At 37.4% G+C, this 18,743-nt stretch carries 16 protein-coding genes; 15 read left to right on the top strand and 1 reads right to left on the bottom strand.

The window, feature by feature from the left end; genetic code table 11:
• Positions 1-31: 31 nt before the first annotated feature.
• The 7 genes from dxs to C406_RS0107865 all read left to right on the top strand — a co-directional run bounded on the left by dxs (position 32) and on the right by C406_RS0107865 (position 7,992).
• The gene (dxs, locus tag C406_RS0107895) at positions 32-1,939 is read left to right on the top strand and encodes a 1-deoxy-D-xylulose-5-phosphate synthase (RefSeq protein ID WP_017380061.1); all 1,908 of its coding nucleotides are present in this window, start codon (positions 32-34) and stop codon (positions 1,937-1,939) included.
• A complete protein-coding gene (locus tag C406_RS0107890) occupies positions 1,936-2,754 on the top strand; it encodes a TlyA family RNA methyltransferase (protein ID WP_017380060.1) in 819 nt (272 codons plus the stop codon). The genes dxs and C406_RS0107890 overlap by 4 nt, the downstream gene beginning before the upstream one ends.
• 100 nt (positions 2,755-2,854) lie before the next feature.
• Positions 2,855-3,304 carry a transcriptional regulator AhrC/ArgR gene (ahrC, locus tag C406_RS0107885; protein WP_017380059.1) on the top strand — a complete coding sequence of 150 codons (450 nt, stop codon included), beginning with the start codon at positions 2,855-2,857 and terminating at the stop codon, positions 3,302-3,304.
• Positions 3,305-3,321: 17 nt separating this feature from the next.
• Positions 3,322-5,016, top strand: coding sequence for a DNA repair protein RecN (gene recN / locus C406_RS0107880; protein ID WP_017380058.1), 1,695 nt, complete (start codon positions 3,322-3,324; stop codon positions 5,014-5,016).
• Positions 5,017-5,128: 112 nt separating this feature from the next.
• Positions 5,129-6,088, top strand: coding sequence for a SpoIVB peptidase S55 domain-containing protein (locus C406_RS0107875; protein ID WP_017380057.1), 960 nt, complete (start codon positions 5,129-5,131; stop codon positions 6,086-6,088).
• A gap of 262 nt (positions 6,089-6,350) precedes the next feature.
• Positions 6,351-7,142, top strand: a complete 792-nt coding sequence (spo0A, locus tag C406_RS0107870) for a sporulation transcription factor Spo0A (protein WP_017380056.1) — start codon at positions 6,351-6,353, stop codon at positions 7,140-7,142.
• Positions 7,143-7,266: 124 nt separating this feature from the next.
• On the top strand, positions 7,267-7,992 hold the full coding sequence (locus C406_RS0107865; protein ID WP_017380055.1) for a glycerophosphodiester phosphodiesterase: 726 nt from the start codon (positions 7,267-7,269) through the stop codon (positions 7,990-7,992).
• Positions 7,993-8,000: 8 nt separating this feature from the next.
• On the opposite strand, the gene C406_RS0107860 is transcribed toward C406_RS0107865, so the two are convergent.
• Entirely contained in the window at positions 8,001-8,246 is a 246-nt protein-coding gene (locus C406_RS0107860) for a DUF2627 domain-containing protein (RefSeq protein ID WP_017380054.1), read from the bottom strand.
• A gap of 168 nt (positions 8,247-8,414) precedes the next feature.
• Here C406_RS0107860 and C406_RS0107855 point away from each other — a divergent pair, with 168 nt between their 5' ends.
• The 8 genes from C406_RS0107855 to C406_RS0107820 all read left to right on the top strand — a co-directional run bounded on the left by C406_RS0107855 (position 8,415) and on the right by C406_RS0107820 (position 18,690).
• Positions 8,415-10,460: a sigma-54 interaction domain-containing protein gene (locus C406_RS0107855; RefSeq protein ID WP_026045640.1), complete on the top strand. Its 2,046-nt coding sequence runs from the start codon at positions 8,415-8,417 to the stop codon at positions 10,458-10,460.
• A gap of 137 nt (positions 10,461-10,597) precedes the next feature.
• On the top strand, positions 10,598-11,503 hold the full coding sequence (gene yqiS, locus C406_RS0107850) for a phosphate butyryltransferase (RefSeq protein ID WP_017380052.1): 906 nt from the start codon (positions 10,598-10,600) through the stop codon (positions 11,501-11,503).
• 27 nt (positions 11,504-11,530) lie between these two features.
• Complete coding sequence (bcd, locus tag C406_RS0107845) at positions 11,531-12,625, top strand: branched-chain amino acid dehydrogenase (RefSeq protein ID WP_017380051.1); 1,095 nt, start codon at positions 11,531-11,533, stop codon at positions 12,623-12,625.
• Positions 12,626-12,796: 171 nt separating this feature from the next.
• Positions 12,797-13,885: a butyrate kinase gene (gene buk / locus C406_RS0107840; protein WP_017380050.1), complete on the top strand. Its 1,089-nt coding sequence runs from the start codon at positions 12,797-12,799 to the stop codon at positions 13,883-13,885.
• Between the two features lie 16 nt (positions 13,886-13,901).
• Positions 13,902-15,332 carry a dihydrolipoyl dehydrogenase gene (gene lpdA / locus C406_RS0107835; protein ID WP_017380049.1) on the top strand — a complete coding sequence of 477 codons (1,431 nt, stop codon included), beginning with the start codon at positions 13,902-13,904 and terminating at the stop codon, positions 15,330-15,332.
• Positions 15,333-15,362: 30 nt separating this feature from the next.
• Positions 15,363-16,373, top strand: a complete 1,011-nt coding sequence (locus C406_RS0107830) for a thiamine pyrophosphate-dependent dehydrogenase E1 component subunit alpha (RefSeq protein WP_017380048.1) — start codon at positions 15,363-15,365, stop codon at positions 16,371-16,373.
• Entirely contained in the window at positions 16,373-17,356 is a 984-nt protein-coding gene (locus C406_RS0107825; RefSeq protein WP_017380047.1) for an alpha-ketoacid dehydrogenase subunit beta, read from the top strand. The genes C406_RS0107830 and C406_RS0107825 overlap by 1 nt, the downstream gene beginning before the upstream one ends.
• Before the next feature lie 20 nt (positions 17,357-17,376).
• Positions 17,377-18,690: a dihydrolipoamide acetyltransferase family protein gene (locus C406_RS0107820; RefSeq protein WP_017380046.1), complete on the top strand. Its 1,314-nt coding sequence runs from the start codon at positions 17,377-17,379 to the stop codon at positions 18,688-18,690.
• Positions 18,691-18,743 lie beyond the last annotated feature (53 nt).

Below are 18,743 nucleotides of genomic sequence, written 5' to 3'. Positions count from 1 at the left end.
AGAAATTAACACGTAAAGGTGTGTGATGTAGATGGATTTAAACTCAATTACAAGTCCATCCTTTATTAAAGATTTATCTATAGAAGAACTATTGAACTTAAGTGAAGATATTCGTTCGTTTTTAATTGAAAAATTATCGGTCACAGGTGGACATATTGGTCCAAACCTAGGTGTGGTCGAACTGACTATATCTCTTCATCGTATATTCAATAGTCCTGATGATAAGTTTATTTGGGATGTAGGACATCAATCATATGTCCATAAGATATTAACAGGACGTGCTAATCAATTTGATACACTCCGTCAACATAAAGGTTTATGTGGTTTTCCAAAACGAATCGAAAGTGAACATGATGTTTGGGAAACTGGCCACAGCTCTACTTCATTATCTGCTGCAATGGGTATGGCAGTTGCACGAGATATAAAAAAAGATAAGAATCACGTCATTCCAATCATTGGAGACGGTGCATTAACAGGTGGTATGGCTTTAGAAGCTTTAAACCATATTGGTCATGAGAAAACAGACATGATTGTCATATTAAATGATAATGAAATGTCGATTGCACCCAATGTAGGTGCCCTCCATACCATTTTAGGTAAACTTAGAACTGCCGGAAAATATAACAAGGCAAAAGAAGAGTTAGAATATTTGTTGAAAAAAATACCGGCAGTTGGTGGCAAACTAGCAGCTACAGCTGAACGAGTAAAAGATAGTTTAAAATATTTGCTTGTATCAGGTGTATTTTTTGAAGAGCTCGGATTTACGTATTTAGGACCTATTGACGGCCATAGTTATGATGATTTACAAGAAACATTATTATATGCCAAAAAAATGAAGGGTCCTGTATTAGTTCATGTCATCACGAAAAAAGGTAAAGGATTCCGACCTGCAGAAGAAGATAAAATTGGCACATGGCATGGCACAGGACCTTATAAAATGGAGACTGGTGCTTTTGTGAAATCATCTTCAACCGCACCATCATGGAGCGGATTAGTAGCGGAAACTGTGCGAAAACTTGCCCGTGAAGACGAACGGATTGTGGCAGTTACACCTGCCATGCCTGTGGGGTCTAAATTAGAAGGCTTTGCTTCTGAATTCCCTGAACGTATGTTTGATGTAGGAATAGCTGAACAACATGCAACAACAATGTCTGCAGGTCTAGCAACACAAGGAATGAAGCCGTTTTTAGCGATTTATTCTACATTCCTGCAACGTGCATATGATCAAGTTGTGCATGATATATGTCGTCAAAATTTAAATGTCTTTATCGGAATCGATCGAGCTGGTTTAGTTGGTGCAGATGGTGAAACACATCAAGGGGTATTTGATATAGCATTTTTACGTCACTTACCAAATATGGTCATCATGATGCCAAAAGACGAAAATGAAGGACAACATATGGTGAAAACAGCTATTGACTACAATGATGGCCCCATTGCTATGCGATATCCACGAGGGAATGGTCTTGGTGTTCCAATGGACGAAGAATTACGAACTATTCCAATTGGTTCTTGGGAAGTATTAAGAAAAGGAACTGACGCAGCAATTTTAACATTTGGCACAACGATTCCTTTAGCTTTAAAAGCCGCAGATCAATTAGCAAAAGAAGGTGTGCAAGTTGAAGTTATTAATGCGCGATTTATCAAACCAATCGATGAACTTATGTTGCATCAATTAGTACAACGAGACCTTCCATTGTTCACAGTAGAAGAAGCAGTTTTACAAGGCGGCTTTGGTAGCAGTATTTTAGAATTTTTACAAGATCATGACTATACAGGCATTTCTGTCAATCGCATGGGGATTCCTGATCACTTTATTGAACACGGAAGTGTAAATGAATTGTTAAATGAAATTCATATTAATTCTGATGAACTAGTGTCTCGGATTCAACAAAAAATGTTGAAAAAAATCAATAAGGCTGGTATACACGTATTATGATTAAAACTCCAAAAGAGAGAGTCGATGTTTTATTAGTAGAACGTGGACTTTGTGAAACGCGAGAAAAAGCAAAACGAGCTATTATGGCTGGAACTGTTTATACAAATGAACTTCGACTAGAAAAACCAGGTGAGAAAATTGCAGGTGATTCACCTTTGCAAGTTAAAGGTAATCAAATGCCCTATGTGAGTAGAGGCGGGCTAAAACTTGAAAAGGCACTAAAGTATTTTCAAGTGGATGTTAAAGATAAGCTAATGCTTGATATCGGGGCATCAACGGGTGGTTTTACAGATTGCGCTCTTCAAAACGGTGCAAGACATTGTTATGCACTTGATGTTGGATACAATCAACTTGCTTGGAAAATACGTCAAGATGAACGAGTTACAGTCATGGAACGAACAAATTTTCGCTATGTAACAGTGTCTGATTTAGAAGTTGGATTACCAGAATTTGCAACGATTGATGTTTCATTTATTTCGTTAAAACTCATTTTGCCTGTTTTAAAAACATTACTAGTACCTGGTAGTGATGTAATTGCACTTGTGAAGCCGCAATTTGAAGCAGGTAGAGCGAATGTGGGGAAAAAAGGAGTCGTACGTGATTCCAAAGTCCATATAAATGTGTTAGAAACAATTTCGAAATTTTCTCAAGAAGTAGGTTTCACGCTGAAAAATGCTTCTTTTTCTCCGATTACCGGTGGAGAAGGAAACATTGAATTTTTATTCCATTTAGTTGCAACAGAAACAAATGAGACAATATTTTCTGAAGAACAACTAAAACAAATTGTTCGTGATGCTCATCAACAACTGTCTTAAACGGCCCGCAAGTAGGGTCGTTTTTTTCTTGTGTGGATGAGCTGTAAATGGTACGATATGAGTAATTAAGTATAATTATTCATATCAGGAGTGATCAATGATGAACAAAGGCCAACGACATATTCGAATTCGAGATATTATTGCAAATAATGAAATTGAAACGCAAGATGACTTAGTTGAAATCTTGAAAAATGCTGGATACAATGTAACTCAAGCAACTGTATCACGCGACATTAAAGAACTGCATTTAGTAAAAGTACCCTTGCAAGATGGACGATATAAATATAGCTTACCTGCAGATCAACGTTTTAATCCAATGCGAAAATTACATCGTGCGTTAACTGATGCTTTTGTCAGCATTGACGGTGCAAGTCATTTTCTTGTTATGAAAACTTTGCCTGGGAATGCTCATGCAATTGGCTCATTAATTGACCATTTAGACTGGAAAGAAATTTTAGGCACGCTGTGCGGTGATGATACGTGTTTAATTATATGTAAAGACACCACTGAACGTGAGTTCATAAGAATAAGATTACTCGAGATGCTTTAAAAAAGAGGTGACGCTTTGTGTTAAAAGAATTAACTATTAAAAATTTCGCTATTATTGAAGAAATATCGGTGAGTTTTTCAGATGGTTTGACGGTTCTAACAGGGGAAACTGGGGCAGGTAAATCTATTATTATTGATGCTGTGCATTTGCTATCGGGAGGGAGAGGTTCTCAAGAATTCATCCGTCACGGTGCAAAAAAAGCAGAACTTGAAGGTCTATTTTATATACAAAATCCACAACATCCAGTGTTTCAAAAATTGCTGGATGTAGGCATTGAAACAGATGATGATTCCATTATTCTTCGAAGAGATATTAACGATCATGGGAAGAGTGTTTGTCGTGTAAATGGAAAACTTGTTACGATTGCAATCTTACGAGAAATTGGTGGTTCGCTAATTGATATCCATGGACAACATGAAAGTCAGGAATTAATGGATGAACGTTTACATATTTCGCTACTTGATCAATTTTCTGGTAGTAAGCTTCATCGAGCAAAGGCTAGCTATTTAGGCCTCTTCCAAACATACACAAAATTTAAAAAAGAACTGGCGGCTGTCAGTGAAAATGAACAACAAATTGCTCAAAAAATTGATTTGTATCAATACCAAATCAATGAAATCGATACAACAGAATTAATTGAAGATGAAGATGAAAAACTTCAATTAGAGCGCAAGAAATTTCAAAACTACCATAAAACATTTGAACGTATTTCTGCTGCTTATGAAGCGTTAAATGGCGAGACAAAAGGGTTGGATTGGGTTGGCAATGCTATGAGTGAACTTGAGGATGTTGCATCATTTGATGAGGCATACAAAGGACAAGCGGAACTTGTATCTAATACTTTTTATTCCCTACAAGAATTATCGTATCAACTAAAAAGTGAAATGGATGAATCTGAATTTGATGAAGAACGCTTAAACGTCATTGAAGAAAGATTAGCCGTCATCCAATTACTAAAACGCAAATATGGAAATTCGATTGAAGAAATTATGATATATCGCGAAAAAATTGGTGATGAGCTAGATGCACTTGTGAATAGGGATGAACGAATACAACAACGCCAAAAAGCACTTGATCAAGTCATAATAGATTTGGAAATTGAAGCAAAAGAGTTAACTTTATATCGGAAAAAAGCGTCAAAAAAATTAAGCGAGGCCATAGTGTTACAGCTTCGAGAATTATTTATGGAAAAAGCTACTTTTGAAGTGATTTTCAATACAGCAAGTAATTTTGATAAAAATGGAAAAGATGATGTGGCTTTTTATATGTCAACAAATGTTGGAGAACCAGCTAAACCCATTTCTAAAATTGCATCAGGCGGAGAATTGTCTCGAATGATGCTTGCGCTCAAAGGGATTTTTTCAAAACATCAAGGAATTACGTCCATTATATTTGATGAAGTGGATACTGGTGTTAGTGGAAGGGTAGCGCAAGCAATTGCGGAAAAGATTGCTCATATTTCACATTCTTCTCAAGTTTTATGTATTACCCATCTTCCTCAAGTTGCCGCAATGGCTGACCAACAATTATTAATTAAAAAAGAAGTAACCGGCGAACGAACGATGACAAAGCTAATAGAAGTTATCGGCAAAAGTCGTGTTCAAGAAGTCAGTCGGATGATGTCTGGAGCTGAAATTACGTCATTAACTTTGGAACATGCAACCGAATTATTGTTAATTGCGGAACAACGAAAAAAATTATTACATGTATAAAAATCTTAGCACTGCTGTAATAGGCATGTGCTTTTTTTTTCGAAAATTTACCTTTCATAACAAAGCGCTTAAAACACATATTAACTTCATCCTGACTAAATGGAGGTGAAGTATGCGATGTGTTGCAAATAAACGGATTATTACCATTCTTTTGGGTTTAATGATTGTCTTCCCAACTCATTCTTGGGCAGAGAAAAATGGAGATTCTTTAATCCCACTTGGACAATCAATTGGTGTGCAATTGAAATTAGAAAAACCTACATTTGTTCATGATGTGCTTATTGATGAAAAATTGTGGTTTAAAAGCGGTGATCAAATTATATCGCTAAATGAAAAATCAATAAAGTCAATTGCTGATTGGAAAAAAATTAGTAAAGGTGCAAAAAATCCACAAGTATCCATTGAATTTTTGCGCGGAAATAAAAGACAAGATGTTTTAGTATCTGCAAATAAATTAGAAACTATGCTCCCGTTTATTCGGGATTACACAGAAGGGATTGGAACAATAACATATGTCAATCCTAAAACAAACGAATATGGAGCATTAGGTCATCAAATAATTGATCAGCAAATTGTTCGAATTCCTTCATTTGCAGGTGGTTCAATTTTCTTATCTGAAATTGCGGGAATTCACAAAAGTACACCAGGAAAACCTGGTTACAAAATTGCCAAACAAGCATCAATTCATGTTCAAGCTGGAAATGTGAGAGAAAACACTATTTATGGTGTTTTTGGTGAATTAATTGATCCTAACATGAAAAAAGGTAAGGCAATTCCTACCGCAAATGCTCATAATGTCAAGAAAGGGCAAGCGGAGTTATTTACATCTATTGATGGAAATGATGTTAGAGCATATCAAGTTAATATCATAAAAATTGAAGAGACCACTTTTCAATTTATTGTTACCGATACTGAATTAATTAATAAAACTGGTGGTATTTTACAAGGTATGAGTGGAAGTCCAATTATACAAGACGGAAAATTTGCTGGTGCAATTACTCATATGGTGGTTGATAATCCAGTAAAAGGTGCAGCCATCTTTATTCAAGAGATGATAAAAAAACAGCCATAAATAAATTTTTGACCACACTTTAAAAAGTGTGGTATTTTTTTATATCTTTGTTATGATAAAAGTAACGATTATTCGACAAAGCTTAGAAATACTTACCATTAGTCGAATGAAGTCTAAATCTTCTAACTTTTGACCCTTTTTTAAAATGAATAAAGGGTTTTCATCCGAAATGTCGAATTACATTTGGAGTGTGAAATTGGAAAAATGTGCCGAAAAGACAAACATCCATGTTCGCAATTGAAGTTTATAGGGGGAATTACCAATGGAAAAAATTAAAGTAGCAATTGCAGATGATAACAAAGAGTTAGTAAAAACGCTTGAATCTTACTTGGCGGATCATCCACAAATTGAGGTTATTACAACGGCTCCAAATGGTAAAGTAATCTTATCTTTGATGGAAAATGACTTACCAGACGTGTTATTACTGGATATTATTATGCCGCATTTAGATGGTTTAGCTGTACTTGAAATGATGCAAGCAAATGAAAATCTTTCAAAAGTTCAAGTCATTATGTTAACAGCATTCGGTCAAGAAGATGTCATGAAACAAGCAGTAGACCTAGGTGCATCTTACTTTATGTTAAAGCCTTTTGAATTTGATCGTTTGGTTAATCAAATTCTTCAAGTAGCTGGTCATAAACAAGAAGCTGATCAGCGTTCAAGCATTTTACAAAGTCAACCACAGCCAAAAACAAACCGTAAAATAATTGATACAACAATTACAGCTGTTATTAAAGAAATCGGAGTTCCTGCACATATTAAAGGATACGCTTATTTACGTGAAGCGATTCACATGGTTTATGAAGATATTGAATTGTTAGGGTCGATTACAAAAGTGTTATATCCAGAAATTGGAGTGAAATTCAACACAACGTCTTCTCGAGTCGAACGTGCCATTCGTCATGCTATTGAAGTTGCGTGGAATCGCGGAAATTACGAATCCATTTCAAAAACTTTTGGGTATACAGTTCATCACTTGAAGAGTAAACCTACTGATTCAGAGTTTATTGCAATGATTGCTGATAAAATTCGTTTAGAAAATATGGCGAGTTAAACCGAAACGCAGATGCAGATACTTAGCATCTGTGTTTTTTTGCCTAGTTCTAAGCAAAAGGATGCATATATTAGGGAGGAGAGGGTAAAGAAAAATATACATATAGATAAGGTGTTGACGATATATGGTGAGAGTTCCGATATATGCACATCGTGGGGCTTCTGCGTATGCACTTGAAAATTCAACAGCTGCTTTTATTAAGGCAATCGAACTTGGAGCAGATGGTTTGGAGATTGATTTACAATTAACAAAGGACTTAGTGCCAATTGTTACTCATGACTTGGATTTTTGGAGGTTAGCAAGAACTCGTAGGAATGTATCCTCGATGCTATTAGAAGAAGTGAAAAAATTAAAGTTAGGGACATCTTTTCTCCGGTTAGTGAATGGTGATACAATTCTAACATTTGAAGAAGTGTTAGAGTTTGCTGAAAAAAATGAATTATCCCTTAATGTCGAATTAAAAGAAACATTTGTAAACGCACCACCACAAATTGATTTGTTATTTAAAAAGTCATATACGCATTTGAATATACATTTTTCGTCGTTTCACTATGAAGTATTGGAAAGAATTAAAAAATGTAACCCTATGTTACAAACGGCGTATATAGGTACGAAAAAGACAAATTGGGAAGAACTTGGACGATTGACGGCTGCAGATGCTCTTCATATGCATAAAAGGCATTATGTGCAAAAAAAATTAGATTTAGCTTTTCAAGCCTATATGCCATTACGATTTTATGGAATCAATGGAAATGAAAATTATTTAATTAATCCACACCCGGTTGTAGTTGGTTGGATTACTGATTTTCCTGAAAAAGTCTTGACGCAACAATTAAAAAAGGAATTCTGATGTTGAAATCAGAGTTCCTTTTTCTTTTTAAATCTCGCTTGTACTTTTCCGTTTTTTCGATCTCTATGTAATAAAAATCCCGCAAAAAAACTAAGCCCAACGCCAAAAAATATAATACCAACAAGTAACTGTAACCATAAAAAAGGAATGGGTTCAATTAGTTTGCCAAAGATTGTGTCACGTATAAGTATAATTCCACCTGCTGCCATCAAGCCGGGAATCAGTAAGACAATAAACGCTAACGTTCGTGCCAATTTCTTCCATCTCCTATAATTTCACATTATAATTTCCCATTGAAAGGGTTACGAAATCTTCTTTTATTTTACTATCCGTCATGTTATTGTCAAGAACATCGAAGTAAGGTATGATAAAAGAAGATTTTGCAATAGATTGCATAGAGTTAGCGAGGGGTTTGAATGTCTTTGCAAAATGTTTTGATAATCGGTGGCGGAGTCGGAGGGACAGCGATTTTAAGGTTGTTACTTTCTGTTGAGTTTTTCCACGTACAATGTGTAGTTGATATTGATAAACAAGCACCTGCTATACAAATTGCGAAGCACAATAACATTCCAACTAGTACAGAATGGAAATCTTATTTAAGCAATGACTTACATATAATTTTTGATTTAACTGGTCAGCATGCCGTCTTTGAAGAACTTCTTAGAGATAGACAAGCTCATACAGTATTGATTCCTGGGTCGGTAGCTAATATGCTCATTCGTTTATTACGTGAGAAAGATCAATTTATTCAAAATATTGGAAAAGAATCCCATAAACAAGAATTAATTTTTAACTCAATTGAAGAAGGTATGGTTGGTATAGATGCGAAAGGAATCGTCAACTTTTTTAACAAAAGTGCCGAACGCATGACAGAAATTTCAATGGGTGATGCCATTGGTAAGCCAATCTATGAAGTGATTCCTTCAAGTGAGTTGTCTCGAATTTTTGATACAGGAAGAACGGAAATAAACCGTGAATTAGTATTAAGTAATGGGTCGGAAATCGTTACTTCAAGGTTTCCAATTATTGATGAAAAAGGGCAACGGATTGGCGCATTCTCTGTTTTTAAAGATATCACGGAAATTGTCAATTTGGCTGGAGAAATAACTAATTTAAAAGAAATACAAACGATGCTACAAGCCATAATACAGTCGAGTGATGATGCTATTTCTGTTGTAGATGAAGAAGGAAAAGGGTTATTAATCAATCCGGCATATACGCGGATTACGGGTCTTGAAACTGATGATATTATCGGCAAGCCGGCAGCCACGGATATTAGTGAAGGCGAAAGTATGCATTTGAAGGTATTACAAATGCGAAAACCCATTCGTGGTGTTAATATGCGCGTAGGTCCATTAAAGAGAGAAGTTATTGTGAATGTGGCTCCTATAATTGTTAACAATCGATTAAAAGGCAGCGTTGGTGTTATTCATGATGTGACTGAAATTCGTTCGTTAATGAAAGAGCTTGATCGTGCAAGAAGTATCATTCGTACGTTAGAGTCGAAATATACGTTTGATGATATCATTGGTCACTCAAATGAAATGCTAATATCGGTAGAACAAGCAAAGTTAGCTGCCAAAACACCTGTAACCGTCCTTTTGCGTGGAGAGTCAGGGACAGGAAAAGAACTTTTTGCTCATGCCATTCATAGTTCAAGTGATCGGAAGTACAATAAATTTATACGTGTAAATTGTGCAGCTATTGCTGAACATTTACTTGAAAGTGAATTATTTGGGTATGAAGAAGGTGCTTTTACTGGTGCAAAACGCGGAGGTAAAAGAGGGTTATTTGAAGAAGCGAACCATGGTAGTATTTTTTTAGATGAAATTGGCGAACTTTCAGGTAATACACAAGCGATGCTACTCCGCGTTTTACAAGAAAGCGAAATTGTTCGTGTAGGTGGGACTAAATCTATTACCATTGATGTACGGGTTATTGCCGCGACAAATATTAATATGGAGAAAGCAATGCTAGAAGGCAAATTTAGAGAAGATCTATATTACCGCCTAAATCGCATGCCGATTCAAATTCCGCCCTTACGCAATCATAAACAAGATATTCCAGCAATCGCTGATCGTCTTCTAGTGAAGTTAAATCAAGAGTATGGACGAAATGTAGAAGGGATATCGGAAGTGGCAATGCAACGACTACGTGTATATTCGTGGCCTGGGAATGTTCGAGAGCTTGAGAATATTATTAGCAGAGGCATGATATTTATGAAAGCTGCAGAAACGATTTTAGATGATCAGCACTTGCCATTTACTATGATGACCCATCAAGAGCCAGAATTAAACCAACCTGCACAAGAAATATTACCTCTTGTCGAACAAATAGAGCGTATGGAAAAAGAAATTCTTTCTGCTACGCTAAAAAGGTCAAATGGTAATAAATCTAAAACGGCGAAACAATTAAGTATTTCTCTGAGAACATTATATTACAAATTGGAGAAATACGGACTCGCATAACATTGCATGCAAATAATTGCATGGTTTGCAATTATTTGCATGCCGAAATCGACGACATGTTGACATATAAAGCGTTTTCATGATTGATATGTTGGCACACTTTATGCTTAAATTATAGATGTTGGGGTGAATTATAGATGAGATTAAACGATTTGATTCAACAAGCTTCAACATTAGATGATAATGTCGTTGCTGTAGCAACTGCTGCAAACTTAGAAGTACTAGAAGCGGTAAGTATGGCGATTGAACATGATATGGCAAGTTTTCGTTTATATGATAACGAACATAAGTTGAAAGAAATGATGGTTATGCATTTTCCGCACTTGTTGAAACATCCGAAAGTTTTTAGACATCATGTAAAAAATGATCAACAAGCGGCAATTGAAGCGGTCAGATCAGTTCGTTTAAACGAAGCTAACGTGTTAATGAAAGGTCATATTCCAACAGCTGTTATCTTAAAAGCTGTTTTAAATCCGGATTTCGGACTTCGTACTGGAAGTGTTTTATCACATGTTGCTGCATTTGAAATTAATGGCTATGACCGTTTGATTTTCGTAACAGATGCCGCCATGAACATTGCGCCAGACTTAGCACAAAAAGTCCAGATTATCCAAAATGCTGTAAAGGTAGCACATGGCGTAGGCGTCCTTAATCCGATAGTTGCCCCACTTACGGCAGTCGAAATCGTAAACCCAGCTATGCAACCTACTCTTGACGCTGCTTCTTTAGTAGTGATGAATACAAGGGGACAAATAACGGGATGTGTAATTGATGGTCCAGTAGCTCTTGATAATGCTATTTCAGTTGAAGCTGCCCATCATAAAGGATTGACAGGCCAATATGCGGGACAAGCTGATATTTTACTTGTACCTAATATTGAAGCAGGTAATATTTTATACAAATCTCTGGTGTACTTTGCAAGAGCAAAAGTAGGTGCGGTAATTGTAGGGGCAAAAGCTCCAATCGTTTTAACTTCTCGTTCAGATAGCGCTGAAAGTAAATTAAATTCTCTGGCTTTAGCAATCTGTTCAGTCGAGCAATAAATAACGAACAAATAGGAGGAATTTATAATGGAAATTTTCAAAAATATGGAAACTTATGACTACGAACAATTGGTGTTCTGTCAAGATAAAACTTCAGGATTAAAAGCAATTATTGCGATTCACGATACAACTCTAGGGCCAGCTTTAGGCGGTACTCGCATGTGGACGTATGCTTCCGAGGCACATGCAATTGAAGATGCTCTTCGTTTAGCTAGAGGGATGACATATAAAAATGCAGCTGCTGGTTTAAATCTTGGTGGCGGTAAAACGGTTATAATCGGCGATCCACTAAAAGACAAAAATGAAGAAATGTTCCGCGCTTTTGGTCGTTTCATTCAAGGCTTAAACGGTCGTTATATTACAGCTGAAGATGTTGGTACTACTGTAGCGGATATGGATTTAATTCATGAAGAAACAAACTACGTAACAGGAATTTCTCCAGCTTTTGGTTCTTCAGGTAATCCATCTCCAGTTACTGCGTACGGCGTTTACCGTGGTATGAAAGCTGCTGCTATGGAAGCATTTGGTAGTGATTCACTTGAAGGTAAACGCATTTCTGTTCAAGGTGTCGGTAACGTAGCCTATCACTTATGCCGTCACTTATATGAAGAAGGCGCTAAATTAATTGTTACAGATATTAATAAAGCTGCTGTTGAACGTGTAGTTGAAGAATTTGGTGCAACTGCAGTGAATATAGATGAAATTTATTCACAAGAAGTTGATATTTTTGCTCCATGTGCTCTTGGTGCAATTATTAACGATGAAACAATTCCACAAATAAAAGCAAAAGTCGTTGCAGGTGCTGCAAATAACCAATTAAAAGAAACACGACATGGCGACACATTACACGAACTTGGTATCGTCTATGCTCCTGACTATGTAATCAATGCTGGTGGTGTTATTAACGTAGCGGATGAGTTAAATGGTTACAACCGTGAACGTGCAATGAAACGTGTAGAAACAGTCTATGACAACATTGCTAAAGTAATGGAAATTTCACGTACACAAGGAATTCCAACTTACCTAGCAGCTGACCGAGTAGCTGAAGAACGTATTGCTCGTGTTGGTAAATCACGTAGCCAGTTCTTACAAAACGGCAAACACATTTTAAGCGGACGTTAATCCAAAATATAGAAAGTGTCATTTTTAACATGCTGCATGTTCAGTTCCACATTTCACTCTGGTCTGTGAAACTGAACATAAGTGTTGCATGAGTGACAATTTGAGCTCTAAAGATTTAATTAGTAATTTTATACGGTCATATTTTTTAAGGAAGTTTTGGGAGGAATTATTATGCAAGGTCATTTATATCGCATTCTTGTCATAAACCCAGGTTCCACATCTACAAAAATTGGTGTTTTTGAAAACGATGTTTTATTGATGGAGAAAACCATCCGACACTCTGCTGAAGAGATTGGACAGTTTTCTTCTATCATTGATCAATATGAATTTCGTAAGGAAACCATTTTAGAAGCATTGGATGAAGAAGGAATAAACATTTCGAAGTTGTCTGCCGTCTGTGGTAGAGGTGGGCTCCTTCGTCCAATCGAAGGTGGAACTTATGCGGTAAATGACGCAATGTTAGTAGATTTAAAAAAAGGGTACTCTGGTCAACACGCTTCCAACTTAGGTGGAATTTTAGCATTTGAAATTGCAACAGGTTTAAATATCCCTTCATACATTGTCGACCCAGTAGTTGTCGATGAGTTTGCTCCGATTGCACGTATTTCAGGATTTTCGTTAATTGAACGCAAATCCATTTTTCATGCATTAAATCAGAAAGCTGTTGCAAGACGATATGCTAAAAAGTGTGGCAAAGCCTATGAAGACATGCGACTTATCGTTACTCATATGGGTGGAGGTATCACAGTTGGCGTTCATGAAAATGGACGAGTGATCGAAGTCAACAATGGATTACACGGAGACGGACCATTTAGTCCAGAACGTGCAGGGACTGTTCCTGCTGGCGACCTAATTGATCTTTGTTTCTCTGGTGAATATTACCGGAATGAAATTATGAAAAAATTAGTTGGTCAAGGTGGGCTTGTTAGTTACCTTGGTACGAATGATGCAGTGGTAGTTGAAAAACGCATTGCAAAAGGCGATAAAGAAGCTGAACTAATTTATGATGCAATGGCTTATCAAGTCGCTCGTGAAATCGGATCTGCAAGTGCTGTTTTAGAAGGCAAAATTGATGCGATTATATTAACTGGTGGACTAGCTTACGGAAAAGACTTTGTAGAATCGATTTCAAGACGTATTAACTGGATTGCTGATGTTGTGGTATATCCAGGGGAAAACGAGTTACAAGCATTAACTGAAGGCGCCATTCGTGTATTAAATGGTGAAGAACAAGCAAAAGTATACCCGAACCTACAATAAAAGGAGGCCGATTGTTATGGCTCAAGATTATGACGTTGTCATTATAGGAGGCGGAACTGGCGGATATGTTGCTGCAATCCGTTCGGCTCAATTAGGATTAAAAACTGCGATTGTTGAAAAAGGAAGTTTAGGTGGAACCTGCCTACATAAAGGTTGTATTCCAAGTAAAGCGCTACTTCGCAGTGCTGAAGTATATGCAAATACAAAAAATCACGCAGCAGACTTTGGTGTAAACACAGGAGAAGTTTCATTAGATTTCTCTCGAGTACAAGCACGTAAGGAAAGTATTGTTTCTCAGCTTCATCAAGGTGTTCAAGGTTTGATGAAAAAAGGGAAAATAGATGTGTATGAAGGAACTGGCAGAATGTTAGGGCCGTCAATCTTCTCTCCATCTCCAGGTGGAACGGTTTCTGTCGAGATGAACAATGGTGAAGAAAATGAAATGCTTATTCCCAAAAACGTTATCATTGCGACAGGTTCACGTCCTCGTTCACTTCCAGGCTTAACAATTGATGGAACACAGGTCATGACTTCTGATGAAGCACTTGTAATGACGGAGTTACCTAAATCCATCTTAATCGTTGGTGGCGGTGTTATTGGGATCGAATGGGCTTCTATGTTGAATGACTTTGGTGTAGAAGTAACAGTAATTGAATATGCAGATCGCATTATTCCTACGGAAGATGCGGATGTTTCAAAAGAAATGCAAAAACTCTTATCTAAAAAAGGCATTACGTTTGCAACAAGTGCAAAAGTGTTAGCTGACACTTTAGAAACTTCTGATGGAACTGTGACTATTTCTGCCGAATTTAAAGGTGAAACGAAAACCTTTACAGCTGAGAAAATGTTAGTTTCGGTTGGTCGTCAAGCCAATGTTGAAGGTATTGGTATTGAAAATACGGATATCGTTGTGGATAAAGGATTTGTTCAAGTGAAAAATACCTTCCAAACGAAAGAATCTCATATATATGCAATCGGGGATGTCATCGGTGGCTTACAACTTGCACACGTTGCTTCACATGAAGGTATTACGGCGGTTGAACACATTTCAGGTCTAAAAACTCACGCGATTGATTACAACTTAGTGTCTCGTTGTGTTTACTCAAACCCAGAAGCGTCAAGCGTTGGGATTACACAGCAACAAGCTAAAGACCAAGGGTTCGATGTGAAAGTAGGTAAATTCTCATTTAAAGCAATCGGAAAAGCACTTGTTTATGGTGAATCTGATGGCTTTGTGAAAATTATTACTGATAAAAATACAAACGATATTTTAGGCGTACACATGATTGGACCACACGTAACAGATATGATTTCTGAAGCTGGTTTAGCAATGGTACTTGATGCAACACCTTGGGAAATTGCAAACACAATTCACCCACACCCAACGCTTTCTGAAGTAATGGGAGAAGCAGCGTTAGCTGTTGAAGGTAAAGCAATTCACGCATAAAATATGATGGATTATAAGGGGGATGTTCCAATGACAGCAAATCGTCATGAAGAGTTAGGATTATCAAACGATGATGTATTGAAAATCTTTGAAACGATGTTAATGGCACGTCGAATAGATGAGCGTATGTGGTTATTGAACCGTGCAGGGAAAATTCCTTTTGTTATTTCATGTCAAGGTCAAGAAGCTACACAAGTTGGAGCAGCTTACGCACTTGATAATACGAAAGATTATATCGCACCTTATTACCGTGATATGGGTGTAGTTTTACACTTCGGTATGACAGCTCAAGATTTAATGCTTTCTGCTTTTGCAAAAGCGGAAGATCCAAATTCAGGTGGACGTCAAATGCCTGGTCACTTTGGTCAAAAGAAAAATCGTATTTTGACAGGTTCTTCACCTGTTACGACACAACTTCCTCATGCGGTTGGTGTTGCACTTGCTGGGAAAATTAAGAAAAAAGATTTCATAACTTTCGTCACGCTAGGTGAAGGTTCATCTAACCAAGGTGACTTCCACGAAGGTTTGAACTTTGCAGGCGTTCATAAATTGCCTTGTATTACTTTGGTAGAAAACAATAAGTATGCGATTTCTGTACCTTACGCAAGACAAGTAGCTGCTAAAAACGTATCTGACCGTGCAATTGGCTACGGTATGCCTGGTTTCACAGTTGATGGAACAGATCCTTTAGAAGTTTATAAAGTGGTCAAAGAAGCTGCTGACCGTGCTCGTTCTGGAGAAGGTCCAACTCTAATCGAAGCAGTATCACACCGTTTGACGGCTCACTCATCTGATGATGATCAACGTCAATACCGTACAAAAGAAGATCTTGCAGAAGGGGTCGCTGCTGATCCAATTGGCAAGTTTGCGGCTTATTTAACAGAATTGAACATTTTAACTGAAGAACTTGAAAAAGATATGAATGATCGAATTATGAAAGAAGTAAATGAAGCAACGGATTATGCAGAAAATGCTCCATACGCTGCACCAGAAAGTGCTTTAAAATACGTCTATGCTGAAAAAGACGGGGGGAACGCATAATGGCAGTTATGTCTTATATTGACGCAATTACACTCGCAATGAAAGAAGAGATGGAACGCGATGAAAATGTATTTATCCTTGGTGAAGACGTAGGTCACAAGGGTGGCGTGTTCAAAGCTACTCAAGGCTTATACGATCAATTTGGAGAAGATCGCGTAATGGACACTCCTTTAGCAGAATCTGCTATTGCTGGTGTAGGAATCGGTGCTGCAATGTATGGAATGCGTCCAATTGCAGAAATGCAATTTGCTGATTTCATCATGCCGGCTGTTAACCAAATCATTTCTGAAGCGTCTCGTATTCGTTACCGTTCAAATAATGATTGGTCTTGTCCAATCGTTTTCCGTGCACCTTTTGGTGGAGGAATTCATGGTGCTCTTTATCATTCACAATCAGTTGAAGCAATTTTTGCTAACCAACCAGGTTTGAAAATCGTGATTCCTTCAACACCTTACGATGCAAAAGGCTTATTAAAAGCTGCTATTCGTGATGATGATCCAGTGATGTTCTTTGAGCACAAACGTGCTTACCGTTTAATTAAAGGTGAAGTCCCTGAAGAGGATTACACAATTGAAATCGGTAAAGCGGACGTTAAACGTGAAGGTGAAGACATTACTGTAATCACTTATGGTCTTGCTGTTCACTTTGCACTACAAGCTGCTGAGCGTTTAGAGCAAGATGGTATTTCTGCTCATATTCTTGATTTGCGTACGATTTATCCATTAGATAAAGAAGCAATTATTGAAGCTGCTTCAAAAACAGGAAAAGTTCTTCTTGTTACTGAAGATAATATGGAAGGTAGCATCATGGGTGAAGTTGCAGCGATCATTGCAGAAAACTGCTTGTTTGACCTTGATGCGCCTATTAAACGTTTAGCAGGACCTGATATTCCAGCAATGCCTTATGCACCTACAATGGAGAAATTCTTTATGATTAACCCAGACAAAGTTGAAAAAGCAATGCGTGAACTTGCTGAATTTTAATATGAAAGGAGGAGTTACACTTGGCAATCGAACAAATTAAAATGCCTCAACTCGGCGAATCTGTAACAGAAGGAACAATCGAAAAATGGTTAGTTCAACCGGGTGATAAAGTTAATAAATACGATTCACTTGCGGAAGTAACTACTGATAAAGTGACGGCTGAAGTCCCGTCTTCATTTACTGGTGTGATTAAAGAACTCATCGCAACAGAGGGCGAAACTTTAGAAGTTGGTGCGATTGTTTGTACTATCGAAACGGAAGGTGGAGCTTCTTCTTCTGAAGAGACGACATCAAATGCTGCATCTACTGACAAAAAAGTAGCTGCAGAAATGCCTGCTGCTGCATCTAAAAAGGCTCCGGCTCCAGTTGAACGTGAAAAAGGGTCAAAAGCTCGTTATTCACCTGCAGTACTGAAAATCGCACAAGAAAATGATATTGATTTAACACTTGTAGATGGTTCTGGTAATGAAGGACGTATTACACGCAAAGATTTATTAGCCATTATCGAAAGCGGGAATATCCCAACGGCTAAAGCTGAACAATCTGCTCCTAAAGCAGAAAATGTTGCCGTGGCACAAAGCTCAGCTCCAGCTGCTAAAACAGCTGCTCCTGTGAATGTTCCATTAGCTGTTGGTGATATCGAAATTCCTGTTACAGGAATTCGTAAAGCAATTGCTGCCAACATGTTACGTAGTAAGCATGAGGCACCACATGCATGGACAATGATCGAAGTGGATGTAACGAACCTTGTTCAATACCGTAATAGCATTAAAAACGAATTCAAGAAAAAAGAAGGCTTTAATGTAACGTATTTCGCTTTCTTCGTAAAAGCTGTTTCTCAAGCTTTAAAAGAATACCCAATGATGAACTCAATGTGGGCTGGCGATAAAATCATACAGAAAAAAGACATCAATATTTCAATCGCAGTTGCGACGCCAGATGCACTATATGTTCCAGTTATTAGAAGTGCTGATGAAAAAACAATTAAAGGCATTGGTCGCGAAATTAATGAACTTGCAAGCAAAGTACGTGCAGGTAAGTTGAAATCTGACGAAATGCAAGGTGGAACTTTCACAGTAAACAACACTGGCTCATTTGGTTCAATTCAATCGATGGGCATTATCAATTATCCTCAAGCGGCTATTCTACAAGTAGAATCAATTGTTAAACGTCCAGTCATAATGGATGGTGGCATGATTGCTGCTCGCGATATGGTTAACTTATGTCTATCTCTTGATCACCGTGTATTAGACGGTCTAGTTTGTGGGAACTTCTTAGCACGCGTTAAAGAAATCTTAGAAAACATGACAAAAGAAAATACATCCGTGTACTAACTGATAACTGAGCGCTAAAAACTAGTCATAAATTAAAAAGTCCGATGCCGAAA

This window comes from Paenisporosarcina sp. TG-14 (genome assembly GCF_000297555.1).
In the GTDB taxonomy this organism is placed as follows: domain Bacteria; phylum Bacillota; class Bacilli; order Bacillales_A; family Planococcaceae; genus Paenisporosarcina; species Paenisporosarcina antarctica.
Note: the sequence above shows the minus strand (reverse complement) of the source record. Positions and strands in the feature narration are given on the sequence as shown.